Origin of the sequence: Clostridium homopropionicum DSM 5847 (genome assembly GCF_001263795.1) — a bacterium.
Lineage (GTDB): Bacteria > Bacillota > Clostridia > Clostridiales > Clostridiaceae > Clostridium_H > Clostridium_H homopropionicum.
The window spans coordinates 216,816-242,324 of record NZ_LHUR01000042.1; the positions used below are offsets into that span (position 1 = coordinate 216,816).

General features: G+C 30.8%; 29 protein-coding genes. 1 reads left to right on the forward strand and 28 read right to left on the reverse strand.

Translation table 11 applies throughout. The features are described from left to right. Positions 1-7: 7 nt before the first annotated feature. From atpA to CLHOM_RS16190, 20 genes are all read right to left on the reverse strand, one after another. A complete protein-coding gene (gene atpA / locus CLHOM_RS16095; RefSeq protein WP_052222704.1) occupies positions 8-1,516 on the reverse strand; it encodes a F0F1 ATP synthase subunit alpha in 1,509 nt (502 codons plus the stop codon). Between the two features lie 24 nt (positions 1,517-1,540). Further along, the gene (locus CLHOM_RS16100) at positions 1,541-2,077 is read right to left on the reverse strand and encodes a F0F1 ATP synthase subunit delta (protein ID WP_052222705.1); all 537 of its coding nucleotides are present in this window, start codon (positions 2,075-2,077) and stop codon (positions 1,541-1,543) included. Between the two features lie 2 nt (positions 2,078-2,079). Continuing rightward, positions 2,080-2,559: a F0F1 ATP synthase subunit B gene (locus CLHOM_RS16105; protein WP_052222706.1), complete on the reverse strand. Its 480-nt coding sequence runs from the start codon at positions 2,557-2,559 to the stop codon at positions 2,080-2,082. A gap of 48 nt (positions 2,560-2,607) precedes the next feature. Next, entirely contained in the window at positions 2,608-2,859 is a 252-nt protein-coding gene (atpE, locus tag CLHOM_RS16110; RefSeq protein ID WP_052222707.1) for an ATP synthase F0 subunit C, read from the reverse strand. Between the two features lie 79 nt (positions 2,860-2,938). Beyond that, positions 2,939-3,589 carry a F0F1 ATP synthase subunit A gene (locus tag CLHOM_RS16115; RefSeq protein ID WP_052222708.1) on the reverse strand — a complete coding sequence of 217 codons (651 nt, stop codon included), beginning with the start codon at positions 3,587-3,589 and terminating at the stop codon, positions 2,939-2,941. Between the two features lie 19 nt (positions 3,590-3,608). After that, positions 3,609-3,974, reverse strand: a complete 366-nt coding sequence (locus CLHOM_RS16120; protein ID WP_052222709.1) for an ATP synthase subunit I — start codon at positions 3,972-3,974, stop codon at positions 3,609-3,611. Positions 3,975-4,542: 568 nt separating this feature from the next. Further along, positions 4,543-5,718, reverse strand: coding sequence for an acetyl-CoA C-acetyltransferase (locus CLHOM_RS16125; protein ID WP_052222710.1), 1,176 nt, complete (start codon positions 5,716-5,718; stop codon positions 4,543-4,545). Between the two features lie 308 nt (positions 5,719-6,026). Beyond that, positions 6,027-7,151: a non-hydrolyzing UDP-N-acetylglucosamine 2-epimerase gene (gene wecB, locus CLHOM_RS18220; RefSeq protein WP_052222711.1), complete on the reverse strand. Its 1,125-nt coding sequence runs from the start codon at positions 7,149-7,151 to the stop codon at positions 6,027-6,029. A gap of 18 nt (positions 7,152-7,169) precedes the next feature. Further along, on the reverse strand, positions 7,170-8,198 hold the full coding sequence (locus CLHOM_RS18225; protein WP_052222712.1) for an MraY family glycosyltransferase: 1,029 nt from the start codon (positions 8,196-8,198) through the stop codon (positions 7,170-7,172). 24 nt (positions 8,199-8,222) lie between these two features. Beyond that, positions 8,223-8,711 (reverse strand): deoxycytidylate deaminase, encoded by a 489-nt coding sequence (locus tag CLHOM_RS16140; RefSeq protein WP_052222713.1) that lies wholly within the window; start codon positions 8,709-8,711, stop codon positions 8,223-8,225. Between the two features lie 194 nt (positions 8,712-8,905). After that, on the reverse strand, positions 8,906-9,535 hold the full coding sequence (upp, locus tag CLHOM_RS16145) for a uracil phosphoribosyltransferase (protein WP_052222714.1): 630 nt from the start codon (positions 9,533-9,535) through the stop codon (positions 8,906-8,908). A gap of 33 nt (positions 9,536-9,568) precedes the next feature. Further along, the gene (gene rpiB, locus CLHOM_RS16150; RefSeq protein ID WP_052222715.1) at positions 9,569-10,018 is read right to left on the reverse strand and encodes a ribose 5-phosphate isomerase B; all 450 of its coding nucleotides are present in this window, start codon (positions 10,016-10,018) and stop codon (positions 9,569-9,571) included. A 50-nt stretch (positions 10,019-10,068) separates the two neighbouring features. Further along, positions 10,069-10,527 (reverse strand): low molecular weight protein arginine phosphatase, encoded by a 459-nt coding sequence (locus CLHOM_RS16155; RefSeq protein ID WP_052222716.1) that lies wholly within the window; start codon positions 10,525-10,527, stop codon positions 10,069-10,071. A 52-nt stretch (positions 10,528-10,579) separates the two neighbouring features. Then, positions 10,580-11,635 (reverse strand): L-threonylcarbamoyladenylate synthase, encoded by a 1,056-nt coding sequence (locus CLHOM_RS16160; RefSeq protein WP_052222717.1) that lies wholly within the window; start codon positions 11,633-11,635, stop codon positions 10,580-10,582. A gap of 45 nt (positions 11,636-11,680) precedes the next feature. Continuing rightward, a complete protein-coding gene (locus tag CLHOM_RS16165; RefSeq protein WP_139205595.1) occupies positions 11,681-12,409 on the reverse strand; it encodes a ZIP family metal transporter in 729 nt (242 codons plus the stop codon). 54 nt (positions 12,410-12,463) lie between these two features. Next, positions 12,464-13,036, reverse strand: a complete 573-nt coding sequence (locus tag CLHOM_RS16170; protein WP_052222719.1) for a hypothetical protein — start codon at positions 13,034-13,036, stop codon at positions 12,464-12,466. Between the two features lie 25 nt (positions 13,037-13,061). Further along, positions 13,062-14,138, reverse strand: coding sequence for a peptide chain release factor 1 (prfA, locus tag CLHOM_RS16175; protein WP_052222720.1), 1,077 nt, complete (start codon positions 14,136-14,138; stop codon positions 13,062-13,064). Between the two features lie 95 nt (positions 14,139-14,233). Further along, positions 14,234-15,085, reverse strand: coding sequence for a peptide chain release factor N(5)-glutamine methyltransferase (prmC, locus tag CLHOM_RS16180; RefSeq protein ID WP_052222721.1), 852 nt, complete (start codon positions 15,083-15,085; stop codon positions 14,234-14,236). Positions 15,086-15,203: 118 nt separating this feature from the next. Then, positions 15,204-16,172, reverse strand: coding sequence for a DUF1385 domain-containing protein (locus tag CLHOM_RS16185; protein WP_052222722.1), 969 nt, complete (start codon positions 16,170-16,172; stop codon positions 15,204-15,206). Continuing rightward, the gene (locus CLHOM_RS16190; RefSeq protein WP_052222723.1) at positions 16,172-16,792 is read right to left on the reverse strand and encodes a thymidine kinase; all 621 of its coding nucleotides are present in this window, start codon (positions 16,790-16,792) and stop codon (positions 16,172-16,174) included. Before CLHOM_RS16190 ends, CLHOM_RS16185 begins: the two co-directional genes overlap by 1 nt. Before the next feature lie 156 nt (positions 16,793-16,948). Here CLHOM_RS16190 and rpmE point away from each other — a divergent pair, with 156 nt between their 5' ends. Then, on the forward strand, positions 16,949-17,164 hold the full coding sequence (rpmE, locus tag CLHOM_RS16195) for a 50S ribosomal protein L31 (protein ID WP_052222724.1): 216 nt from the start codon (positions 16,949-16,951) through the stop codon (positions 17,162-17,164). 22 nt (positions 17,165-17,186) lie between these two features. On the opposite strand, the gene rho is transcribed toward rpmE, so the two are convergent. The 8 genes from rho to ypeB form a co-directional block, all read right to left on the reverse strand. After that, on the reverse strand, positions 17,187-18,626 hold the full coding sequence (gene rho / locus CLHOM_RS16200; RefSeq protein ID WP_423230644.1) for a transcription termination factor Rho: 1,440 nt from the start codon (positions 18,624-18,626) through the stop codon (positions 17,187-17,189). A 203-nt stretch (positions 18,627-18,829) separates the two neighbouring features. After that, complete coding sequence (locus CLHOM_RS16205) at positions 18,830-19,174, reverse strand: hypothetical protein (RefSeq protein WP_052222726.1); 345 nt, start codon at positions 19,172-19,174, stop codon at positions 18,830-18,832. Positions 19,175-19,344: 170 nt separating this feature from the next. Beyond that, positions 19,345-20,943, reverse strand: coding sequence for a CTP synthase (locus tag CLHOM_RS16210; protein ID WP_052222727.1), 1,599 nt, complete (start codon positions 20,941-20,943; stop codon positions 19,345-19,347). A 161-nt stretch (positions 20,944-21,104) separates the two neighbouring features. Continuing rightward, on the reverse strand, positions 21,105-21,392 hold the full coding sequence (locus CLHOM_RS16215) for a hypothetical protein (protein WP_052222728.1): 288 nt from the start codon (positions 21,390-21,392) through the stop codon (positions 21,105-21,107). Positions 21,393-21,500: 108 nt separating this feature from the next. After that, positions 21,501-21,917 (reverse strand): YwiB family protein, encoded by a 417-nt coding sequence (locus CLHOM_RS16220; RefSeq protein WP_052222729.1) that lies wholly within the window; start codon positions 21,915-21,917, stop codon positions 21,501-21,503. Between the two features lie 14 nt (positions 21,918-21,931). Beyond that, the gene (locus CLHOM_RS16225) at positions 21,932-22,915 is read right to left on the reverse strand and encodes a DUF814 domain-containing protein (protein WP_052222730.1); all 984 of its coding nucleotides are present in this window, start codon (positions 22,913-22,915) and stop codon (positions 21,932-21,934) included. A gap of 31 nt (positions 22,916-22,946) precedes the next feature. Further along, positions 22,947-23,978 carry a D-alanine--D-alanine ligase family protein gene (locus CLHOM_RS16230; protein WP_052222731.1) on the reverse strand — a complete coding sequence of 344 codons (1,032 nt, stop codon included), beginning with the start codon at positions 23,976-23,978 and terminating at the stop codon, positions 22,947-22,949. Between the two features lie 137 nt (positions 23,979-24,115). Next, positions 24,116-25,483, reverse strand: coding sequence for a germination protein YpeB (ypeB, locus tag CLHOM_RS16235; RefSeq protein WP_052222732.1), 1,368 nt, complete (start codon positions 25,481-25,483; stop codon positions 24,116-24,118). Positions 25,484-25,509 lie beyond the last annotated feature (26 nt).

The following is a 25,509-nucleotide window of genomic DNA, read 5'->3' on the forward strand; positions in this document are numbered from 1 at the left end:
AAAACTTTTATACCAAAAATATTTTTTTGAATTCATCAATAGCAGTCTCTAATTCCGCTTTAATAGAGTCAGTGAGTTCCTGCTTCTCTAATATTTCCTTTGGTAAATTTCTATAGTGTGTATCTATATATTCTAATAATCCTTTTTCAAACTCTTTAATACTTGACACATTTACATCCTGCAAGAAGTTATTAACAGCAGCATAAAGAATAATTACTTGTTTTTCTACAGACATAGGGTTATATTGATCTTGATTTAAAACCTCTATTAATCTTTTACCCTTTTCAAGTCTAGCTTTAGCTTCCTTATCTAAGTCTGACCCGAATTGTGCAAAAGCTGCTAACTCTCTATATTGAGCAAGCTCTAATCTAAGAGTTCCTGCAACCTGTTTCATTGCTTTAATCTGAGCATTACCTCCAACACGTGATACAGAAATTCCAGGGTTAACTGCTGGTTTTTGACCTGAATAGAAAAGCTCTGTTTCAAGGAATATTTGACCATCAGTTATTGATATTACATTTGTTGGTATATATGCAGTAACATCTCCTGCAAGAGTCTCAATTATCGGCAATGCAGTAAGAGATCCTCCGCCCAATTCATTTGAAAGCTTTGCTGCTCTTTCAAGTAATCTTGAATGAATGTAAAATACATCTCCTGGATATGCTTCTCTTCCTGGTGGTCTCCTAAGTAATAATGACATTGTTCTATAAGCAACAGCGTGCTTAGACAAATCATCGTATACTATTAAAACATCTTCTCCTTTATTCATAAAATATTCTCCCATACTGCATCCAGCATATGGAGCTAAATATTGCAATGGAGCTGAATCTGAAGCTGTAGATGATACTACTATAGTATAATCCATGGCTCCCATTTGAGTTAACGTATTTACAATATGAGCAACGGTTGATTGTTTTTGACCAATTGCTACATAAATACATTTAACATTTTTTCCTTTTTGATTAATTATTGTGTCAATAGCAATAGCTGTTTTTCCTATTTGTCTATCTCCTATTATAAGCTCTCTTTGCCCCTTACCAATAGGTATCATAGAGTCGATAGCTTTAATACCTGTTTGCATAGGTTGTTTAACTGATTGTCTCTCTATAACTCCTGGAGCATCTGATTCAATTGGTCTAGTTTCTTGAGTCTTTATTGGACCTTTCCCATCTAGTGGCTGTCCAAGAGCGTTTACAACTCTTCCTACTAATGCTTCACCAACAGGAACCTCCACTACCTTTCCTGTTCTTTTTACTATATCTCCTTCTTTGATTCCTTCTTCAGAACCTAATAAAACACATCCAACATTATCCTGTTCTAAGTTTAGTGCCATAGCGTATATACCATTAGGGAACTCTAATAATTCTCCCTGCATACAGTTTTCTAGACCATATACTCTAGAAATACCATCTCCTATTTGAACTATTGTTCCAGAGTCTATTGTCTCAATTTTGTGTTCATACCTTTCGATTTCCTTCCTGATAATTGAAGTAATTTCTTCTGGTTTAACATTCATAAAATCACCTCTTTTCAAAAGAGTTTATTTATTAATAACCCTCTTTTTAATTTCATCAAATTTAGCTTTAATGGTTCCATCTATAACTTCATCTCCAACTCTAATATAGACTCCTCCAATTAAACTTTTGTCTATTTGTTCTTCTAAAAGAACTTTCTTTTTATACTTGGTTTCTAGTTTCTCAATTAAATCAGTTCTTTCATTCTCAGTAAGTGGAATAACAGTTTTAGAAATAACTTTTATTATATTTTGCTTTTCAAGATGAATTTTCTTAATTTCATTTAGCTTTTCTTCTAAATATTCTATTCTATCCTTTTGTATCAATATAAGCAAAAAATTTAATAAGCTTTCATCCACTTTATCCTGGAAAATTTCCGTAAATATTTTTTTCTTTCTTGAAGTAGTAATCTGTGGATGATGAATTACTTTTGAAAGTTCTTCATTTGTTTTTATTAAATTAACTATTTCTTCTAAATCTGTTATGTACTCTTCTATTTTTCCATTTTTTTCTCCAATTTGGTATAACGCTAGGGCATATCTTCTATCTAAATATTCATACATAATTAATTACCTACCTTAGCAATAAACTCCTCAATAATTTGTCTGTGTTTCACCTCGTCTATTGATTCTTCTAAAGCTTTCTTTGAAAGTTCTATGGCTAAATTAATAGTCTCAGTTTTAATTTCATCTGCAGCTTTTTCTCTTTCTCTTTCAATTTCTTTTTTAGCTCTTTCCATAATTCTGTTAGCCTCTTCATGGGCATCACTTACAATTTCCTTAGATACCTTTTCTGCTTTTTCTTTATAACTTTCCACTATATTTTTGCCTTCTAGCTTACTTTCTTTTATTAATTTTTCAGATTCTAATTTATATTCTTCTGCTTTCTTTTTATCTGTTTCAGTTTTTTCAATAGTATCTTTTATTTCTTGCCTTCTCGTCTCAATTACATTATTAACTGGCTTAAATAGTAATTTTTTTAAAATAACAAGAAGTATTAAAAAGTTCACTATTGTAGCTATAAATACTGATAAACTTATTGACATCGTTCATTAAAGCCTCCCTTCAGGCTTATTGTAATAACTTGATTATTTTTATATAGCAACTTTAAATAATAGTAATATTCCAATTAGGAATGCATAAATAGCAGTAGCTTCTGAAAGCGCACTACCAATTATCATTGTACTTATTATCTTACCACTTGCTTCAGGTTGTCTTGATACTCCTTCTACGGCCTTAGCAGTTGCATTACCAGTACCAACTCCTCCACCTATACAGCCTATAGCCGCGAGTCCTGCACCTATTGCACACATTCCAGCTACAAATGCTTCTGAACTAATATTCATAACTTATTCCTCCTAAATTCTAATTTAATTTCTAAATTTTAAAATATTTATATAATTAATAAATATAACACCTTTAACGCTAATGTTCAGCCACTATCTTAATATTAATCATAGTTAACATAACAAATATTACTGTCTGAATTCCTCCATCAAAAATGTCAAAATACATATGCAATGGAATTGGAATTACTAAAGGGAATCCTAGAAATATTTTACTTAAAGCACTGTATACAAACTCTACAATTATAGCTGCTGCCATCATATTTCCAAACAATCTGAGACTTAAGGATATAGGTAGCATTATTCTTTCCATAATATTAATTGGCAATAAAAAACTAAAAGGCTCTACATATCCTTTTAAGTATTTTAATAATCCATTTTTCTTAATAGCATAACCTTGAATTACTAAGAATGATATCAATGCTAAAGCCAATGTTACACTATAATCTTTTGTTGGAGGTTCTATTCCAACTAGTCCTGTTAAATTCATAAGCAATATAAATATCCCTAAAGTACCTATATAAGGGATAAATTTTTTTGTTCCTGGACCCATGGTATCATCTACAGTGTCGTTAATAAATCCCACTAAAAGCTCAATAGCACTTTGTTTTTTATCTGGGATTTTCCTTAAATTTTTAGTTAAAAGGATTGTTAATAATATTATTAATAATATTATTACCCATTGTATTATTATTACTTCTGAAAGCTCAAGCTTTGTTGTAAATTCCATTCTACTCCTCCTTTCCTAACTAACTTCTTTTTAAAATAAACCCATATAAAAATAATGAAATAAACCTACAAGTATATCCCACAACGTATGCTATTATATAAAACTTATTATAAGTATATAAAACTAATCCTATGAGACCTATGATTATTATTCTCAAAATAAAACTTAAGATAACTAACCCTGAATTCTTTTCTTTTTTAAGAACATAATTTACTGTAAAAGCATTAATATAGAAGCTAATTATAGCTATAAAAAAACCCAATATACTTGGAAGCAAATATTTAGTATTAATAAAGAATACTAATACCCCCAAAGCAAGTCCCAAAATAATATCCAAATAATTTAAAATTTTAAACATTTGATAGAATTCATTATTTTCTTTCATTCTACCTCCCCAAAAAATTTTTTATAATTACATAATAACATCTATTATATCTTTTAAAATGACTAATTCAAATCTAAATTCCTTCAAATTTTCTTAATTTATTTGTGTTTACACCGGTTACATTGCTCTTTTCGTCCTTAAATTGCTTTTTTTATTGGCTTTTAGCATTATGACTCAAATTTTTGCTAAGCCATCATTTTAATGCAGTTTTAGCATTTTACACATTATTCAGAATTGTGTGATAATTTATATTCCATTCATTTTTTTGTGATGCTCACATGCATTTTCATATTACTAGACCTAAATACTATTAAATTTTATTTAATGTAGTTTGAATAAACTTATGAATTAAAATTCAAAAATCATTGCACATTTTTTTATTAATTTAATATTTTTTACGTATAAAAAATATTAAATTAATATACAACAAAAAGGAGGATAATAAATCCTCCTTTTATTACTTTATGTTATTATGTTTCTGGGTGATTTGGGATGATTTAAGGAAACTCCTTCTCGTTCCTCGAATGAGTAAGCGATTCACACCAAATCAAAGATTTGGGTTCACTGCTTATCTTTCAACGATAAGAGTTGTTCCCATACCTCCACCTATGCAAAGAGTTGCTAAACCTCTCTTAACATCTCTCTTTTGCATTTCGTGTAATAATGTAACGATGATTCTAGCTCCAGATGCTCCGATTGGGTGTCCTAAAGCAATAGCTCCACCATTTACATTTACTTTATTTAAGTCAAATCCTAAATCTTTTCCAACTGCTGCGAATTGTGCTGCGAAAGCTTCGTTAGCTTCTATTAAATCGATATCAGCTACTGTTAATCCAGCACCTTCAAGAGCTCTCTTACATGATCCTATTGGTCCAACACCCATGATGCTTGGGTCTACACCTTTAGATCCATAAGAAACTATTTTAGCCATTGGCTTAATTCCTAATTCTTCAGCTTTTTCAGCACTCATAATAACAAATGCTGCTGCTCCATCGTTGATTCCAGAAGCGTTTCCTGCTGTAACTGTTCCGTCTTTCTTGAATGCTGGTTTTAATTTAGCTAAGCTTTCAGCAGTTGTTCCAAACTTAGGATATTCATCTGTATCTACTACTTTGTCACCTTTTTTAGTTTTGATAACAACTGGAACTATTTCATCTTTAAATCTTCCTTCTTTGATAGCTCTTTCAGCGTTATTTTGAGATCTTAAAGCGATAGCGTCTTGTTCTTCTCTTGTGATGTTCCATTGAGCTGCTACGTTTTCAGCAGTTATTCCCATATGGTATTGGTTGAATGCATCCCAAAGACCATCTTTTATCATTGTATCAATCATTTTTCCATCGCCCATTCTTTGTCCCCATCTTCCGCCTGGGAATACGTAAGGAGTTGCTGACATGTTTTCCATACCACCAGCAACTATTATGTCTGCATCTCCAGCTTTAATCATTTGTGCTGCTAAAGATACTACTCTTAAACCTGATCCACAAACTTTGTTAAGTGTGAAGCATGGTATTTCTACTGGAAGTCCAGCATTAACCATAGCCTGTCTAGCTGTATTTTGTCCTTGACCTGCTTGTAAAACGTGTCCCATTATAACTTCATCAACTTGTTCTGGTTTAACATTTGCTCTGTTAAGTGCTTCTTTGATAACTATAGCACCTAAATCAGCTGCTGGTACATCTTTTAAAGCTCCGCCATAAGAACCTATAGCTGTTCTTACTGCACTTACGATAACTACATCTTTCATTAAACTAACCTCCTACATATCCAAAATAAAATATTTCGTTTTTGGCACTATTATTAAATGCCATCATTTCGATTATACTCTTGATGGTATCATTATTCAATATCAAAATATTCAAACATTGTTAACGTTTTAACCTTACATTTTTATATTATTCCCTATCTATTAGATTTAATTAGAATATTTTAAATGTAATAATATTTAACTAAAAACTTTCTATGAAATCCCACTAAAATTAGTCATATTTTTAACAATCAAGGCTTAATTTGTATGACATTTCCTAAATAATTTGAAAATAAAAAAGTATATTTCTATACTTTTTTATTAAAATATTCAATAATTTTACTAACAATTCTCTCTGAAGCTCTTCCGTCACCATAAGGATTAGTCGCTTTACTCATCTTTAAATATTCTTTATTGATATTAACTAAATCATTAGCCTCTTTTACAATATTCTCTTTACTTGTTCCTACAATTCTAACCGTACCTGCCTCTACAGCTTCTATTCTCTCAGTAACATCACGAAGAACTAAAACAGGCTTCCCAAGGTGCGGTGCTTCCTCTTGTATACCGCCAGAATCGGTCATAATAAAATAGCACTTTTTCATTAAATTATGAGTTTCCTTTGTATCAAGAGGAGGTAAAAGATGTATTCCTTCTACTCCGCCCAAGCATCTAAACACAGCGTCCTTAACTACAGGATTTAGGTGAACAAGATAAATAACTTCTACATCTTCATTTTTAGTTTTTATTTCTAATAGAGCTTTACATATATTATCTATACCTTCACCCCAATTTTCTCTTCTATGAGCTGTAACCAATATCACTTTTTTGTTATAATTAATTTTATTAAGTTCTTCATTATTAAATATATATTCTTCTTCTACAGTAAAGTTCATCGCATCAATAACAGTGTTTCCTGTTATGAATATGTTGTCTTCTTTTACTCCTTCTTTAATTAAATTTTCCATGTTTCTAATTGTGGGTGCAAAGTGTAAATCCGCTAAGGCACCTGTAAGTTTTCTATTCATTTCTTCTGGATAAGGAAAATATTTATCATAGCTTCTTAAACCAGCTTCCACATGTCCTATCTTAATTTTATTGTAAAACGCAGCAAGAGATGCAGCAAAAGTTGTTGTGGTATCTCCATGAACTAAAACTATATGTGGGTTTTCCTCTTGAAATATCTTCTCAAGGTTATTCAATACACTTGTAGTGATACCACTAAGACTCTGTTTTTCCTTCATAATATTCAAATCATAATCAGGTTCTATATTAAATAAATCCAAAACTTGATCTAACATTTCTCTATGTTGTGCTGTAACACATATCTTAGACTGTATTTCACTATACTTTTCTAGTTCTTTAATTAATGGTGCCATTTTTATAGCCTCAGGTCTTGTTCCAAATACACTCATCACTTTTATCTTTTCCACGATTTCACTCCCAAACATTTATTCTTTATGTTTAAAGAATTCCCATTTCCAAGCTGCAAAAGCAATTATAACCACTACAATTGTCAACAAAAAATATGATCTAGTGGAGCTTATTTGCATAGCTACAATAGAAATTCCTCCTAAAATTGCACTGATTAAATACATTATTAATACGACTTTTCTTTGGCTTAAACCCATGTCAAGCAATCTATGGTGCAGATGTCCTTTATCAGCTTGCATTATTGGCATACCATTCATTTTTCTTCTTATCATGGCAAACAAGGTATCATATATAGGTAATCCAAAAGCAAGTATTGGTACAGCAATAGCAAAGGTTGTAGCCGATTTTATGGTTCCCTCTAAGGATATGGCTGCTAATAAAAATCCTAGTAATTGCGCCCCTGTATCCCCCATGAAAATGGATGCCGGATTAAAATTGTATGGGAGAAATCCAAAGATTGCTCCACTTAAAATAGCTGTAAATAAAGCTGCTTCTCTTCTACCATTTAATACAGCTATAATGAAAATAGTTACTGAACATATAAATGCTACACCAGCAGCAAGCCCATCTACCCCATCAATAAGATTTAAAGCATTAGTAACGCCTACTACCCAAAGTATAGTAATTGGCACTACTAAAAATCCCAAGTTCAGATAATCGCTGCCAATAGGGAATGGATTTGTAATTCTAAATATCTCTACACCAAATATAATCAGTACTGACGCAGCAGCTACTTGAAACGCAAGCTTGAATAAGGGTCTTAGATCCTTCAAATCATCAATTAATCCTCCTACTACAATTATTGTAGCTCCTAGAAGTATTCCTACTTCAGATTTTACAAGTGGTCCTTCTTTTAATATCATAGTTATTAAAAAAGATAAATATATAGCCATACCTCCTAATAGAGGTATCGGCTCTTTATGTATTTTTCTAGCATCCTTTGGTATATCTAAGGCTTTAATTTTAAAAGCGAGTTTTTTTATTAAAGGCGTTAATAAAAATGAAATGCAAACAGAAATTAGTGTTAATACCTTTATACTATCCATAATCAAATTCTAACCTTTCTAAGCTTAGTAAGCTACATTATCTTGCAGTGAATCATCATTATCTATCCACTCCTGTACATCTATAATTCTAAAGTCAACTTTTGTATCTCTAATTATTACAGAAGAAATTCCTGAATTTAAAATAAATCTTTTACATAAAGTGCATGGTGCAGCATTTTTCACTAATTCTCCATTACCCATTTCTTTTCCAACTAAATATAAGCTAGCTCCAATCATGTCTTGTCTTCTTGAAGATATAATGGCATTTTGTTCAGCATGTACAGATCTGCAAAGCTCATATCTAGTGCCTCTTTCTACTTTTAATTCTTCTCTTTTACAATACCCTAAATCACAACAATTTTTTCTTCCCCTAGGGGCCCCACTATAACCAGATGAAATAATTTCATCATTTTTTACAATAATAGCTCCAAAATTTCTTCTAAGACAAGTTCCTCTTTCTAATATAGTTTCACAAATATCTAAATAATAATTATGCTTATCTATTCTTTCCATTAATAATACCTCTCTTGTTTAAAAAAGTATAAAATACTATACTATATTATTCTATACTATAAACTAAATAATTTAAAGCATTATACTCTAAGTTTATAATTTAGTAACTTCTTGCATAAAAAATATAGGGCTAAGATACACTCATGCAGAATGCATTTTAACCCTAATAAATTATTATATTCTTTCTCTTTTAATTATTTAGTACCAAAAAGCCTATCTCCTGCATCTCCAAGTCCTGGAACAATGTATCCACGTTCATTGAGTTTTTCATCTATATCTGCTACATATATATCAACATCTGGATGTGCATCCATCACTGCCTTAATTCCTTCTGGTGAAGCAATCAAACACATTAATCTTATATTTCCTGCTCCTCTATCTTTTAAAGAGTTAATAGCATCTATAGCAGAACCTCCAGTAGCTAGCATTGGATCTGTAACTATAATCTCTCTTTCTTTTATATCTTGAGGAAGCTTACAGAAATATTCCACTGGCTTTAGTGTTTCCTCATCTCTATATAATCCTATATGTCCAACTTTAGCAGCTGGTATAAGCTTTAGCATACCAGGTACCATTCCAAGTCCCGCTCTTAGTATAGGAACTATAGCAACCTTTTTTCCAGCTAACATTTTGCACTTAGTCTTACATATTGGAGTTTCAATTTCCACTTCTTCTAATGGAAAGTCTCTAGTAACTTCATAGGCCATTAGCATTGCAACTTCTTCTACCAGTTCTCTAAAATCCTTAGAACCTGTTTCTTTATCTCTTATTATAGATAATTTATGTAATACTAAAGGGTGTGCAATTTGTGTAACTTTACTCATTATAATTCCTCCTCATAAAATTTTATTTATGTTTTATTTAAAATATTTTTTCTCTATTTCAGATATTTTAGAAACTCTTCTCTCGTGTCTTCCACCTTGGAAATCAGTACTTAGAAATATGTCAACAATGTCCAATGCAAGACCTACACCAATAACTCTTTCTCCTAGTGCAAGAATATTAGCATTATTATGTTCACGAGTAGAATGAGCACTGAAAGTATCATGGCATAAAGCAGCTCTTGCTCCAGGAACTTTATTTGCAGCTATACTAATTCCTATACCAGTTCCACAAATTACTATTCCAAAATCAAAGTTTCCTTGAACTACCTCTTCTGAAACCTTTACTGCAAAATCTGGATAATCGCAAGATTCTTCAGTATATGTTCCAAAATCCTTAACTTCAATATTTTTTTCTTGAAGATGCTTAACCACAGCTATTTTTAATTTAAAACCACCATGATCACATCCTATTGCTATTTTCATTTAAATTCCTCCTATAGTCAAATCTAAGGTTTATTGTAAAAAGGAAGATACTAGTAAGTTTTACCCTTATCTTCCTTTAATTTAGCTAATAATAACTCTATGCTTTTTCTAAGCATGTGGAAAGTAGCTTCATAAGTATGGATGTCACCTCCATAAGGATCTATAACATCACCTTGAAGTTCTACAAATTCACTTATTGTATATATTTTCTCTTTTTCACTATCAAAATGATTTCTCAATAAATCTCTCATATACCCAGTCATAGTAAATATAAGATCACTATTCTTAATCATTTCTTCAGTTAATTGAACAGCATTTCTTTCACTTATATCTAAATCAAAATTGGAACTTATAAGACTTGCAGTATGCTTTGATGTTCTACTTCCAGGTACAACGGAAATACCTGCAGAAAAAGCTTCAACTTCTTCGAAGGTTGATAATTTGTTGAATATAGCTTCAGCCATGCAGCTTCTACATGTATTACCTGTACAAACAAATAAAATCTTCATACCGCTCCTCACTTTCTTTAGTAATTTTAATAGTATGCGTTAAAATAGTTTATTAAGTATCTGCATTTATTAATTCAAAGCCTGCTGCTTTTTTTAATCTGTTCATAATTGCGATACCCACACCTTTTTCCTCAAAGGACTCTGATAAAATTATATCAACCTTATCATTATCAAAATCTCTTAAGGTTTTAAATAAGTTTCTAGCAACTGAATTTAAATTACTCCTGCTTCCTAAGGACTTTACTATTCCTTTAGGATACATATGTATCGTCTCATTACTTGCCATTATTCCAATTTTCTTGCCATCGTCTATATAATTTTGCACTATTTCATTGATTTTTGCAACAGTTTTTTCTAAATCTCCAACTACTATTTTAACTGGTGCCTTTGGTGCATAATGTCTATATTTCATTCCAGGAGCCTTTGGTTTAAAGCTTCCTTCTACCTTTATCATTACAGCTGGGTCTATTTGTATTTCTGGATGGATTTCTCTAAGCATTTCAAGGATAATTCCACCTGGTCTTAATACTAAAGGAGGTTCCACTGTACAATCTACAATAGTGGATTCTAATCCTATTTTACATTTTTCTCCTCCAATTATACAATCAACTCTTCCAGTTAAATCTTCTATGCATGTATCTATATCTGTAGGACTAGGTCTTCCTGAAATGTTTGCCGAAGGTGCAGCTATTGGAACACCAGCTTCTTTAATAAGCCTATTAGCCACAGAGTTAGAAGGCATTCTAATTCCAATACTATCAAGTCCAGCACTTGTAATGTCAGGTACTTTAGAGGATTTCTTCATTATTAGAGTTAGTGGTCCTGGCCAAAACTTATCCATCATTTTTTTTGCAATTGGTGGAATCTCTTCTACAAATTCTTCTATATCAAAATCCGCAACATGAATTATTAGAGGATTATCTTGAGGTCTACCTTTTGCAATAAATATTTTATGTACTGCCTCCGAATCTAAAGCATTGGCTCCAAGTCCATAGACTGTCTCTGTAGGAAAAACAACTAAACCACCTTTTCTTATGGTATCACCAGCCAATTTTATTATATCCACATTTGGCTCTTTTTCATCAACAAATTCAACAATTGTATTCATATTTTCACTTCTTTACTTTTATTTTAATTATTCCTTAGTATTTTATTACAATACATTTGTAATTACAAGTCCAAATATCATTCCAATAAGTGTGCTGATAGTTACTGTTTTTCCTCTCCACAACTTTAAAGATTCAGGAATCATCTGTCCAAAGATTACATATAACATAACTCCAGAAGCAACTCCTAAACATTCTCCTAAAACTACTTCAGATATACTTCCTAAAAATACTCCAAGCCAAGACCCCAAAACTGTAGGTAATGCTGTAATAAAGGCATATGTCATTATTTTGTAAGCTGCTTTATTAGATGCCATAAGAGGTGCTGCTACCGCTATACCCTCTGGTACATCGTGAATAGCTATTAGTATACTCATTTTAATTCCTAGTTCTGCATTTGCTAAGAATCCCGCTCCCATTATTATTCCCTCAGGAAAGTTATGAATCATAAGTCCTAAAGCTGCCATAAAAGCTATTTTCAGATGACTATCACTGAACATTTTATTTTTATCACTTATTAAATCTATTAACATAATGATTAACATTCCCATTAGTGCAAAAATCATTGCATTAAAAAAGTTAATTTTGTTTATTGCCTCTGGTATCAAGTCTATCATAACAATAGATAGCATAAGTCCTGCTGCAAAAGCATTAATACATCCAATTATCCTATTAGATGGTTTTTTAAATAATATACCTATTGATGCCCCCAGCATAGTACCTACTAAAGAAAAAAAACTCCCTATAGTCACCACAAATAATACTTTTATAAACAAAATAATTACCCCCATTCTTACTTTATATTATTTTAAGAAATAGGGGATTATTCTTTAATTTCTATATTCTTTTATACTTTTTATTGCATCCTCAGTAAAATATGAGCTAACGCAATACCTATATATTAAATCCAGCAAACTGTATTTTAAATATCCTCCCTTGTTTACTATTAAATAAAAATATTCTCTATTTTCTTTTAAAGTCATTAAATTTTTATAATACTTCTCAGCCCAAATATGCTTCTTTAGAAATTTAGAATCTATTTTTTTTATTCTTTTATTTCTAACTCTTGATTTTAATATAATTATTATCTCTAAATCCTTACCATTGTTTAGAGTATGTACTACCTCAACCTTATCAGGTAATATTATGAACCTATCTCTAAATATACCATTTTGTATAATTAGCTTATTATTGTACTCAAACTTTAAGGTATCTTTATCTAGGCTAATTATAATGGCAGCTATTATTAATATTTCAATTACAGCTAAATACGCTAGGAAGAAAGTTGAAAAAGTTTTTGTAAAGTAGAGGATTACAGGCAGCATAAAAAAAATAAAGCACATAGATAGCCTAAACCTTTTAAAAGATCTTTTTTGCTTTCTAATGGCTTTATTTATATTCATGATTTCACCTCTAAATATACTATTATTATTGATTATTTCCCATTGCTTTCATTTTCTCGGTTTGTTCTGCTGTTACTAAAGCTTCAATAATTTCATCCATATCTCCATCTAGAAAAGAATCCAATCTATATAGTGTAATTCCAATTCTATGGTCTGATACTCTTCCTTGAGGATAGTTATAAGTTCTTATTCTCTCACTTCTGTCCCCTGAACCAACCTGACTCTTTCTATCTGCTGAAATTGATGCATTTCTCTCAGCTTCAGCTTTTTCATAAAGTCTAGCTTTTAATATTTTTAAAGCTTTTTCTTTGTTTTTTAACTGTGACTTTTCGTCTTGGCAGGAAACAACCATACCTGTAGGTATATGTGTCATTCTTACAGCAGAATCCGTAGTATTAACACACTGACCTCCGTTACCCGAAGCTCTAAATACATCTATTTTTAAGTCGTTTGGATCCACATATATTTCTACATCATCTACTTCTGGAAGCACAGCCACTGTTGCAGTAGAAGTATGGATTCTTCCACTGGATTCAGTATCTGGAACTCTTTGAACCCTATGAACTCCGCTTTCAAATTTCATTTTACTATAAGCAGAATCTCCCTTAAGCATAAATACTACTTCTTTAAAGCCACCAATATCTGTTTCATTTGAGCTCATGAATTCAGTCTTCCATCCATGTCTTTCTGCATATCTTGTATACATTCTAAATAAATTTGAAGCAAATAAAGCTGCCTCTTCTCCACCAGCTCCAGCTCTGATTTCCACAAATACGTTTTTATCATCATTAGGATCCTTTGGAAGAAGCAATATTCTTAATTCATTTTCAATTGCTTCCTTATCTAATTCAAGCTGCTTTATATCCTCATGAATCATTTCTCTCATTTCTTTATCTGATTCTTCATTTAGCATTTCTCTATTAGCTTCTAAGTTTTCTTTTATGTTTTTATATTCTCTATATTTATTAACAATAATCTCAATTTCAGCATGTTCCTTACATAATCTTCTCCACTCATTTTGATTAGCCATCACTGAAGGGTCGCTGATTTTTATAGATAATTCTTCATATTTATTTTCTATAAACTCTAGTTTATCTAACATTTCATTATCACTCCGTATTCTTATTTTACATCTAAACATTATAACATAAGTATATATATTTTTACAATTAACAATTGAAATCTAGTACCCAGTACCTAGCACCTAGTACCTATAACCACTCTATCTAATCCCGCTAAGTCTTTAGAACAAGTAATGTTTGTAAATTGATTCTCCAAAAGTATTCTCTCTACATCTTCTCTTTGATCATATCCTATTTCATAAGCTAGCATTCCTCCAGTTTCTAATAATTCTAAGCTTTGCTTTGTTATCTTCCTATAGAAATCTAACCCATCCTTTCCTCCTGATAATGCTATATAAGGCTCATAATTTTTTACGTCCTCCATCAGAGAAGGTATTACATTTTCCCTTATATAGGGTGGGTTAGAAACAATTATATCAAAGGTTAAATTATTTTTTATAGCTTCATTTAAAAGATCACTTTTTATAACCTTTACTCTATTACTTATATTAAATTTATTTATATTTTCTTGCGTTACCTGACAAGCAGTATCGGATATATCTAAACATAGAACCTGAGCATTTTCATTCAATTTTCCAATTGATATACCTATAGCACCACTTCCACAGCAAACATCACAAACTCTCTTATATTTATTTTTATCTATTTCCTCAAGAGCTTTTTCTACTAAAATTTCTGTATCTCCTCTGGGAATTAGAACTCCTTCTTTTATTGTGAAGTTCATTCCCATAAACTCACATTCTCCTAGAATGTACTTTACAGGCATCTTATTTCTTCTCATTTCTAACAGTTTGAAAAATTGTTCCTTTTCACTTTCCTTAAGCTCTAAATCTCTATTAATAATTATAAACACTTTATCCTTCTGCAATACCTTTTGAAGCAAAAGCTGTGCGTCAATAATATAAGTATCTATATTCTCACCCTTCAAAATAGAATATGCTTCTGAAAGTACTTCTCCTATATTCAAAGTAACACCTCCAATTTTTTAGTCGCTAATCTCTAATCGCTAATTACTCTTAATAAAACATAGTCACTAATAGCTTATCTTCATTTTTTCTAGAGATTAGCGACTAGTGACTAGTGATTTATCCCAGTATTACTTCTTTTTCTTGATTAGTCTTGTTTTTAATGCTTTCTACAGTTTCTATTCCTTCTGCAACCTTTAGAGAATAAATTGCCACTTCAATTTGGCTTAAATCCGGCTCCCTAGTAGTTAGCTTTTGAAGCATAAGTCCTGGATAAGAAAAAAACTTAGCAATTCCAGTTTCACTACTTCCCATCCATTTGATAATTTCATAGGTTATTCCAGACACTATCGGCAGCAAAATAACTCTATATAAAATTCTCTCATATAAAGAATTCCATCCAGTAAAAGAAAACACTATAATACTTATGATCATAACTAGAAATAAAAAGTTTGTTCCACATCTTGGATGAAGTCTTCCCTGTTTCATTGCATTTTCAGGGGTTAGCTCCAAATTCCTTTCGTAGCAGAATATAGTCTTATGTTCTGCACCATGATATTGAAATACTCTTTTAATATCTTCCATTTTACTTATAAGATATATATATAATAAGAAGATACCAACCCTGATTATTCCTTCAAATATATTCAGCACTATAGTATTATTAATATTTGCACTTTTTAAGACATTAGCAACAAAAGTAGGTAATATAAAAAACAACAACATAGATAGAGCTAAAGAAACAATAAAAGAAACACCCATTACTACATCCTGTGTTTTTTCTTTAAATATACCCTCTAGCCATTTATCAAACTTAGATTGCTCTTCTTCCTCATCACCTTCCATAAAAAATGATGCAGAATAGTTTAAAGTTTTAACACCCAATACTAATGAATCAATTAGAGTAATAAAACCTCTTATAATAGGAATGGAAAATATTTTATATTTTTTAGTAAGCGGCACACTGTCGTTAAAATCCACCTCAATTTCTCCATCACTTTTTCTTACAGCTGTGGCTACTCCTTTACTGCCGCGCATCATTACTCCCTCTATTACTGCCTGACCTCCAACACTCTTTCTCTTGGTCATTATTTCACCTCTTCATTATTTTTCATTTTTGCCTCATAAGCTTCCTTATACATAAAGTAGCATTTTGGGCAAAGAGATTGGTACTCAATATTATTTTCCTTATCTATAGCTATTTGTTCCCCTTGAAAAACAAACTCATTATTGATCTTTCTTCCATTTAATAAAGCTTTCTTTCCACAGGTACATATGGTTTTTAATTCTTCTAAGCTGTGGGCAATCAAGAGTAATCTTTCACTTCCCTCAAAGCCATTCATTTGAAAATCTGTTCTTAATCCATAGCATATTACGGGTATATCCATTTTTACAGCTATAGCAAATAATTGATCTATCTGATTCCTTTTAAAAAATTGAACTTCATCAGCTAAAATACAATCTATTTTACCTTCTTTCTGAAGCAATTGCTTTACATTTCCATAAATATCTTCTCCTGCCTCTAGAAGCATGTCTACCTCTCTTATAACTCCTAGTCTTGAAACAATAAAGTTGCCTCCCTTAGTGTCTGTTCTAGGTTTTATTAAGATAACCTTCATTCCTCTCTCTTCATAATTATGTGCAACTTGAAGTAAGGCTGTAGATTTACCACAATTCATTGCACCATATCTGAAATATAACTTGCTCATAATTTTCATTGCCTCCAGAAATAAATATATGCTACTAATTTATTATAAGTAATTATAGTTGATATTTCAATTACCATGTGATATAATTTTAAGAGTTGACAATTTGGTTCGAATTATTCTTTCAAAGAATGATACCCTTAAGCGAGGTGAAACAAGGTGAAACAAGATTTACATCCAAAATACTACAATGACGCAGTTGTTAAGTGTGCTTGTGGAAATACATTTACAACTGGTTCTACTAATCCAGAATTAAAAGTCGATGTTTGCTCTCAATGCCATCCTTTTTACACTGGAAAACAAAAAGTTTTAGATACTGGCGGAAGAATTGAAAAATTCATGAAGAAGTATAATATGAAAAACGAAGGCAAATAGCCTTTTAAAAATGGGAAAGATTTTATCTTTCCCATTTTTCTTTATTTAATATTCCTAAAAATTCCTGATTGTTTTTAGTTTTAGTAAGTAAATTTATTAGTTTTTCAGTAACGTTTCCTGTATTGTTTTCATTATATAAAACTCTTCTTATTTTAAAGGATGCTTCTAATTCTTCTGGATTAAGCAATAAATCTTCTCTTCTTGTTCCTGATTTAAATATATCAATAGCTGGGAATATTCTTCTTTCCTCAAGCTTTCTATCTAAGTGCACCTCCATATTACCAGTACCCTTAAATTCTTCAAATATCATATCATCCATTCTACTTCCAGTATCCACAAGAGCGGTTGCCAATATAGTAAGGCTTCCACCTTCCTCAATATTTCTAGCTGCACCAAAAAACTTTTTAGGCATTATTAGAGCTCCTGGATCAAGTCCTCCTGATAAGGTTCTTCCTGTAGGAGTAATAATTAGGTTATATGCTCTCGATAATCTTGTTAAGCTATCTAAAAGTACTACTACATCTTGTCCTTGCTCTACCATCCTTTTAGCTCTTTCAAGAACCATATATGCAACCTTTGTATGATGATCTGGTTCCTCATCAAAGGTAGAATAAATAACTTCTCCAGTTATTGATCGCTGCATATCAGTAACTTCTTCCGGTCTTTCATCTATTAATAGTACAATTAATTTTATTTCTGGATGATTACTTGAAATACTATGTGCTATTTTTTTAAGAAGTGTAGTTTTACCAGCTTTAGGAGGGGCAACTATAATTCCTCTTTGTCCTTTTCCAATAGGTGAAATTATATCCATTAATCTTGAGGATAAATCCAATTGACTTGTTTCTAGTTTAAGTCTTTCGTTAGGATATATAGGAGTTAATTTTTCAAATCGCTCTCTTCCAACTGCTTTTTCAGGATTCTCTCCATTTATCTTTTCAACATATAATAAAGCTTGGAATTTCTCTCCCTCTTTAGCAGTTCTAATTCTACCTTGAACCTCATCACCGGTTTTCAAATTAAACCTTCTTATTTGTGATGGAGAAACATAAATATCCTTAGGTCCAGTTAAATAATTTTCTCCTCTTAAAAAACCATAATTATTGTTCTCAATTATCTCTAGTACTCCTTTAGCAATACTAGAGTCATTTATCATTTCCTTTAAGTTTTTTTCTTTATCGATGTTATTTTCGATTTCCTCATTGGAAGAAGTTATTGTTTTTTCTTCTACTTGCACCCTCTTTTGTTCCTTTTCATCCTCTGAACTTTTGCCTTCCGTTCCATCTTCCAGACTAGAATTCAGAATCTTCGAAGCAATTTTTTCCGTTAAAATAACACCATTTTTATTTATAGACATTTGTGATTTATTATGTATTTCATCAATAAGTTCTGCCTTCTTTAACTTTGATGTACCTTTTATTCCTAATTCTTTAGCTATTTCTCTCAGCTCTTGTACAGTCATCAGCTGTAAATCTTTATTAGCCAAAATAGCACCTCCATATTTTAATATATTAATTTATCTTCAATCCGGGGAATAATATCACAGAAATGTTAGATATGTAATACTCTATAGATTATAACCCATTTCATATTTTTTATCTACTTTTTTAAAAAATAATAAAGTAGTCTAACTATAAAAATCAGACTGCTTTTATCATAGAATAATTAAATCATAGCATATATTTCCCGTGTTATTTCCTTATACTTATTTACCTTATCCTCAACTTTTTTGCTGTTACCTATAAAGAATATAGGCAGACCAAGTTTTTCACACCCTCCAATTATCATACTTCTTTTTATGAAATCATCTAAATTATAAATATAATTATGACATTCTCCACAAATTGGACACTCTATTGACATTCTAATTTCTTTATTATTTATTTTGCTACATTCTATATTTTCAAAATAAAGACTAATATTAGTAAATTCAAATATTGTAAGTCTCTTTAAAATATATCTCCCAAAAGAATCCTTAAAAGCAGCAGTTATTAAGGTATTAACTAACACTTTATACCTCCTCCTTTCATTTGGAACAAGTAAAACTTCTTTAATTATTTAATTCTATATTAATAGTGTATTTCCTCTTATTAAAATAATTAATTTTGCAAATTCAAATAACAAAAAGAGTATTAAATAAAAATCTTTATTTAATACTCCTAAAATATTATAAATATATTTTACTTATTATTTAACGAAGCTTTTATAAAATCTCTAAATAATGGATGAGGTTTGTTAGGCCTAGATTTTAGTTCAGGATGGAATTGTGTTGCTACAAACCATGGATGTTCCTTTATTTCTACAATTTCAACTAATCTTTCATCAGGGCTTACTCCAGTAATAGATAATCCTGCATTTATTAGTTCTTTTCTATATTCATTATTAAATTCATATCTGTGTCTATGTCTTTCATAAATTACTTGTTGTCCATAAGCCTTAAATGCATTAGAGCTTTCATCCAGCTTACATGGATATAAGCCTAATCTCATAGTACCGCCTTTTTCATCTACGTCCTTTTGGTCAGGCATTAAGTCAATAACAGGATATTTTGTAGTAGCATTTATTTCAGAACTATTTGCATCAGTAAAGTTTAACATATTTCTTGCAAATTCAATAACAGAGCATTGCATTCCAAGACAAATTCCAAGGAAAGGGACTTTATTCTCTCTTGCATATCTAATAGCTTCTATTTTTCCCTCAATTCCTCTATCTCCAAATCCACCTGGAACTAATATTCCATCTACATCTTCTAAAAAGCTTTTAGCATTTTCAACTGTCACATCTTCTGCATTAATCCACTTAATTTCAACACATGCATCATTAGAAAGACCACCATGATTTAATGCTTCAACAACTGATAAGTAAGCATCATGAAGTTCTACATACTTTCCTACTAATCCTATTGTTACATCTTCTTTAAGATTCTTAAGCTTGTTTACCATTTCTAGCCATTCTTTATTGTCTATTTCATTACAAGCTAAACCTAACTTATTACATACAAGTGTATCTAAACCTTCATTATGTAGCATAATAGGTACTTCATAAAGGTTCTCTGCATCAAGATTTTGAATTACTGCATTTGCATCAACATTACAGAATAAACCAATTTTCTCTTTTACATCCATACTTAATGCTTTTTCAGTTCTGCAAACTAAAATATCTGGTTGAATTCCTATACCTCTTAATTCTTTTACAGAATGCTGAGTTGGTTTTGTTTTTAACTCTCCAGCTTTTCCAAGGTAAGGTATTAATGTAACATGAATAAAGCAAACATTCTCACGACCAACCTCATATTTAATTTGTCTTATGGCTTCTAGGAAAGGGAGTGACTCTATGTCACCAACAGTTCCCCCAATCTCAGTTATAACAACATCAATATCTTTTTCTTTTGAAACTCTGTATACTCTATCTTTAAGCTCGTTAGTTATGTGAGGAATTACTTGTACAGTTCCTCCTAAATAGTCTCCACGTCTTTCCTTAGATAACACTGACCAATATACTCTGCCTGTAGTAACATTGTTACTTTGGCTTAAACTTTCATCTATAAATCTCTCGTAGTGTCCTAGGTCTAAATCTGTTTCTGCTCCATCGTCAGTAACGAATACTTCTCCGTGCTGATACGGGCTCATTGTTCCTGGATCAACATTTAAATAAGGATCAAACTTTTGTATAGAAACTTTAAGTCCTCTATTCTTTAAAAGCCTTCCCAAGGAAGCTGCTGTTATTCCTTTCCCAAGTGAGGAAACCACTCCGCCTGTTACAAATACATACTTAGTCATAAAAAACCCCTCCTTATATATATAAAACTATTGACAAGTAATCAAAATTTAATTATAATAGGAATTACCCTATAAAATAGTATATTTATGTCTTAAAACATACTATCAATATTATCACATTTCTTTCTTTATTGCTAGACTTTTCTTATTGTTTTTTTATTTCACTTTTCTATTTCCTTTTCTATCTCAAAATAAATCTCCCTGAATTGGCTATTTATCAGAAGTTTTTCTTGTGCCTTTCTAAAATTATAATTTACTACTTTTTTATTATTAATGAAAAAATCTCTACTTATTCTTTCCAAATTATCACATTTATATTTTTTAAGAAACAAAAATAACAAATATTTCAAATCCTTGTCTTTTAATATTTTGCACAGCTCATTTTCATCAATGCCTTTTATAGAACATATTATATCTATTATCTTTTTGTATTTATCTGCATTATACATAAAACCACCTCTTATAGAATTATTATCCATAAGACTGTTAATTAAACACCTTTTCATAAAAAATAAGGCTATGTTCTAAATTTATTAGAAACATAACCTTTCAAAAGCTTATATTGTTTTAATATCTATATTTAATGATGTATTTAGAGGTTTTTGACCTGCTAATCCCATATCATAGTTTATTTCTATTTTCCCGCCATTATCATTAACGTCAATAGAAACTTTTTTTGTCTGAACTAAAAGTTCTAAGGTACCATAGGGAGTATTATACATAGAAATATCTTTTTTATTTTCTTTAAAATTTACTCTTGCCTCTGTGGTCCCTTTTCTTATTAAGCTAAGTTCATCTGGTTTTATTTTAATTGTCGTAGTAGTTCCAGCCATTCCAGACAACTCAGTTTCTTCATAAACTGCATAGTAACAATTTTCTTTTTTATAAAAGTTTCCTTTAGAAACAATTTCAATAGCATCATTTTCATTATCTTTCTGCTTGCTTGCAACAGATATAATTGCTTTTATGCCCATGTATCTTTCTCTCCCTAACCTATGATAAATTCTTTAAGTTCTTCCTCAGTAGCAGGCTCTACTTCTATGGATTTATTATAATTACTGCCGTAATTTCCGTAAATAACTTTAAGGCTTTTTTCATCTTTTCCTTTAGAATATCTAGCAGCAACCTTAGCCGCAAAAGTTATATCTTCTTTTGTTGCTTCTCCAATAATTACTACCATAGATCCTGCAAATTCCTTAATCAAAAATGCTGTATCTAAACTATTAAGGTACTTCTTAATTTCTAATGCCTCTTCAGCAGTTCTTGTAGATATTATTTTAGACTTCCCACCTAACCTAAAGTGCCTTCCTATTCTAAGTATTTGGATATCTCTTTCTGATGGTTTATCTATATATTTTACTAAATCTCTTAGTCTTATTGCAAAGTTAGGTTCAGTTAGTTTGCATCCTCCAGCAGGTGATGGATAGTCTACAATTCCCCACTTTTCTGCAAGCTCCATTTGAATCTTCCTGCTTCTGCCTGAAATGTCTAAGAGCTTTTCTCTATCTACAAGACCATTTAGCTCCATTTCTGTTGGAGGTAGAACCTTTGCACAGAGTGGTCTTAAAATTTTATCTGCAAAACCAGATTCCTTTTTTACAATGTTTAATGAAGCTTTATTTTGAGACATAGGTCTCTGATTAAGCACTTCACCAGTAATCATAAAGTCTGCTTTGTATTTATCTAATAGTTCACCTGCATACCTCATCATCATAGCATGACAATCTATGCAAGGATTCATATTTTTGCCATGACCGTGCTTTGGATCCTTTGTCATATTAAAATGTTCTTCTGAAAAATCTATTACTTCTAAAGGTAGATTTATCTGCTTAGCCATTCTTATAGCATTTGTAGGTCCAAAAAAATATGATTTAAAGCATATTCCAATAACCTCAATGCCTTGTTCCATTATAAGCTTTGCCGCTAATGTACTATCTAATCCTCCAGAAATAAGTGCTAGTGCTCTTGTCATTATTTTATCCTCTCACTTTATTTTCTATATACTAAATATTGTTTCTTTCAATAGCAAATTCTATAAGCTCACTTATTAACTCCGAATATCCTTTGCCAGATGCTTGCCACATTTTAGGATACATACTTATTTTAGTAAATCCAGGAATAGTATTAATTTCATTTAGATAAACTTCTTTAGTATCCTTATCTATTAAAAAGTCTACTCTTGATAAACCTGCACAATCTAAAATTTTATAAATTTTAATAGCTTCATTCTTAATGAATTCTAGTTTTTCCTCTGATAAATTTGCAGGTATTAAAAGCTTAGATTCTGCATTAGAATATTTAGCTTCATAATCATAAAATTCGTTAGCAGGTATTATTTCTCCTGGAATAGCTGCCATAGGTTCATCATTTCCAAGAACAGCTACTTCAACTTCTCTTGCATTAATAGCTTTTTCAACTAATATTTTTCTATCATATTTTAAAGCATTTTCTAAACCCTGTTCTAATTCTTTTCTATTATGAGCTTTACTTATTCCAACAGAAGAACCACTATTAGAAGGTTTTATAAATACATCATAGTTTAACTCTTTCTCTATTTTCTCTATTAGTTTTTCTTTTTCTTTTGAATACTCAAAGGCGTTTACGACTACATATTCCGCTTGCTTAATTTCGAAATTTTCTAATACATATTTCGTATAAACCTTATCCATGCACACTGCTGAAGACATCACTCCTGGCCCTACGCAAGGTAATCCTAATAGCTTACATAGACCTTGAACAGTACCATCTTCTCCATATAAACCATGCAGTACAGGAAAAACTACATCTACTTCTCTATTAAATAAAATCTCTTGTCCATTTGGGTTCTTGTAAAACTCATCCTTCTCCCAATCTCCATTTTCTATATTCTCAATTGAACCTGTATATTCAAACCATTTACCATCTTTAGTAATTCCAATTGGGTATACATCGTATTTACTTGAGTCAATATTCCTTAATACAGAAGAAGCTGAAACACGAGATACTTCATGCTCCGTAGATTGACCGCCAAAAAGAATAGCTACTTTTTTCTTCATAATTACATCCTCTCCTCAAAACTTTCGTAAAATAATAAACATTACCTATTAATAATAGCATATGTTTTAGTCTTTAACTATAATAAGCAAGAACTTTTTATTACAAAGCTCTTGCTTATAAGATTAGTAATGTAATATTATATAGTTAACTTACCGCCTGGTGTATCAATAATTTGAAGAATGTTTTGCTCATATCCATTTTCAGCATTTATATATACTAAAAAAGTGTCATCCTTGTAAGTTCCATTGAACTCATAGCATAATGCTTCCTTATTATTTACAGTAGGTACAATTGCTAGAGCTACAGATTTAATTTGAAGATTTTTACTTACCTTTTCTCTAGCTTCTTTTTCAGCGATTTTAGGCTTACTAATATTTCTTCCTTCTTTATGAGATATTAAGTATTTCTCAGATTCAACTCCTATTACCTTACCATCATCCAAGGCAATTTTAAGTTTTATTTGATCTGGATATACCGCTATATTACTTTCATGATATACATAACTAATGGTTACTACATTATCATTTTTTAATGTATATGTTGGTTTCATATTTTTGTAACCTAAATTATTTAAAAAACTCTCTCCTATAGAGGAAGCTTTTTTTAAATCATACTTTTCTTCTTCTCTTATATTTTTATTATTTAATAAATAAACAACCTTACCTCCGTTTTTACTTATCTCACAGGCAATTCCCTCACCTTTTCCGCTGTCTTTAAGCGTAACATAAAAACTATATGAAGGTATTTTTGTTTTTCCATCATCCCTTTTAGTAATTGTATCAATTTTTTCAGATTGTAATAGTTTTTTTACTATATTTTTCGCTTCTTCCTCAGTTATTTGTTTTTGAGATAAAATTTCAGGTTTTATTTCTACTGTATTATCAGAAAATGGTCCATCGTATATAAGTGCAGGATATTGTACAACTTGCTTTTGTAAATCACTAAACTTAGCAGCTACCATTTTTTCAGAAGCTTGATCTATTGCTTTACTAGCTTTTTTTCTAATTTCTCCCCATTTTACTCTTCCTTCATTTATATCTTGTTGAAGCTCGTTTAATTGAATTAATAAATAATCCGCTTGATTTTTTAACTCTTCAATGTTTGCATAATCTTTTTCAGATAGATCCTTTCCTTGAACCGAATTTCTTACTAAAGCGTTTGAGTAATCCCCTACTTTAGATAAAAAATTACTAGTTCCTTCTAGACTCTCTTGTGTTACTGGTAGTGAATGCATTTTATCATTAGCTATATTGGAATATCTAAATATATTTTCAAAAGATACTATACTTTGTTCTCTAGATCCTATAACAGCTGACTTTGATAACTCAGATTTAATGTTTTTTACTGAATCAATTAGCTGGTACATACTTTTAGAATATTCTCCTTGAAGATAGTTTCTATAATCTGTTCGCTCTAAAGTCATTAATATAGCATAGGTTGTTGAAAACACAACTATAAGGGTTACAGCAACAGTATAAATTAGTCTTTTCTTGCTCACTATCATATTATTTACTCCCCTCTGCATTGTTT

Bases quoted from the DNA above. Each gene is read 5' to 3' on its own strand.
- CLHOM_RS16120 (WP_052222709.1), bottom strand. From the start codon at position 3,974: ATGAAAGAAAATAATGAATTCTATCAAATGTTTAAAATTTTAAATTAT.
- upp (WP_052222714.1), bottom strand. From the start codon at position 9,535: ATGAGTAAAGTTACACAAATTGCACACCCTTTAGTATTACATAAATTA.
- ypeB (WP_052222732.1), bottom strand. From the start codon at position 25,483: ATGATAGTGAGCAAGAAAAGACTAATTTATACTGTTGCTGTAACCCTT.
- CLHOM_RS18225 (WP_052222712.1), bottom strand. From the start codon at position 8,198: ATGGATAGTATAAAGGTATTAACACTAATTTCTGTTTGCATTTCATTT.
- rho (WP_423230644.1), bottom strand. From the start codon at position 18,626: ATGACTGTACAAGAGCTGAGAGAAATAGCTAAAGAATTAGGAATAAAA.
- CLHOM_RS16115 (WP_052222708.1), bottom strand. From the start codon at position 3,589: ATGGAATTTACAACAAAGCTTGAGCTTTCAGAAGTAATAATAATACAA.
- CLHOM_RS16210 (WP_052222727.1), bottom strand. From the start codon at position 20,943: ATGACTAAGTATGTATTTGTAACAGGCGGAGTGGTTTCCTCACTTGGG.
- CLHOM_RS16190 (WP_052222723.1), bottom strand. From the start codon at position 16,792: ATGAGCAAGTTATATTTCAGATATGGTGCAATGAATTGTGGTAAATCT.
- CLHOM_RS16160 (WP_052222717.1), bottom strand. From the start codon at position 11,635: ATGAATACAATTGTTGAATTTGTTGATGAAAAAGAGCCAAATGTGGAT.
- atpA (WP_052222704.1), bottom strand. From the start codon at position 1,516: ATGAATGTTAAACCAGAAGAAATTACTTCAATTATCAGGAAGGAAATC.
- CLHOM_RS16125 (WP_052222710.1), bottom strand. From the start codon at position 5,718: ATGAAAGATGTAGTTATCGTAAGTGCAGTAAGAACAGCTATAGGTTCT.
- CLHOM_RS16140 (WP_052222713.1), bottom strand. From the start codon at position 8,711: ATGGAAAGAATAGATAAGCATAATTATTATTTAGATATTTGTGAAACT.
- CLHOM_RS16170 (WP_052222719.1), bottom strand. From the start codon at position 13,036: ATGAATATAAATAAAGCCATTAGAAAGCAAAAAAGATCTTTTAAAAGG.
- prfA (WP_052222720.1), bottom strand. From the start codon at position 14,138: ATGTTAGATAAACTAGAGTTTATAGAAAATAAATATGAAGAATTATCT.
- CLHOM_RS16155 (WP_052222716.1), bottom strand. From the start codon at position 10,527: ATGAAGATTTTATTTGTTTGTACAGGTAATACATGTAGAAGCTGCATG.
- atpE (WP_052222707.1), bottom strand. From the start codon at position 2,859: ATGAATATTAGTTCAGAAGCATTTGTAGCTGGAATGTGTGCAATAGGT.
- CLHOM_RS16225 (WP_052222730.1), bottom strand. From the start codon at position 22,915: ATGACAAGAGCACTAGCACTTATTTCTGGAGGATTAGATAGTACATTA.
- CLHOM_RS16215 (WP_052222728.1), bottom strand. From the start codon at position 21,392: ATGTATAATGCAGATAAATACAAAAAGATAATAGATATAATATGTTCT.
- CLHOM_RS16100 (WP_052222705.1), bottom strand. From the start codon at position 2,077: ATGTATGAATATTTAGATAGAAGATATGCCCTAGCGTTATACCAAATT.
- CLHOM_RS16230 (WP_052222731.1), bottom strand. From the start codon at position 23,978: ATGAAGAAAAAAGTAGCTATTCTTTTTGGCGGTCAATCTACGGAGCAT.
- CLHOM_RS16220 (WP_052222729.1), bottom strand. From the start codon at position 21,917: ATGGGCATAAAAGCAATTATATCTGTTGCAAGCAAGCAGAAAGATAAT.
- CLHOM_RS16105 (WP_052222706.1), bottom strand. From the start codon at position 2,559: ATGTCAATAAGTTTATCAGTATTTATAGCTACAATAGTGAACTTTTTA.
- CLHOM_RS16185 (WP_052222722.1), bottom strand. From the start codon at position 16,172: ATGACCAAGAGAAAGAGTGTTGGAGGTCAGGCAGTAATAGAGGGAGTA.
- rpiB (WP_052222715.1), bottom strand. From the start codon at position 10,018: ATGAAAATAGCAATAGGATGTGATCATGGTGGTTTTAAATTAAAAATA.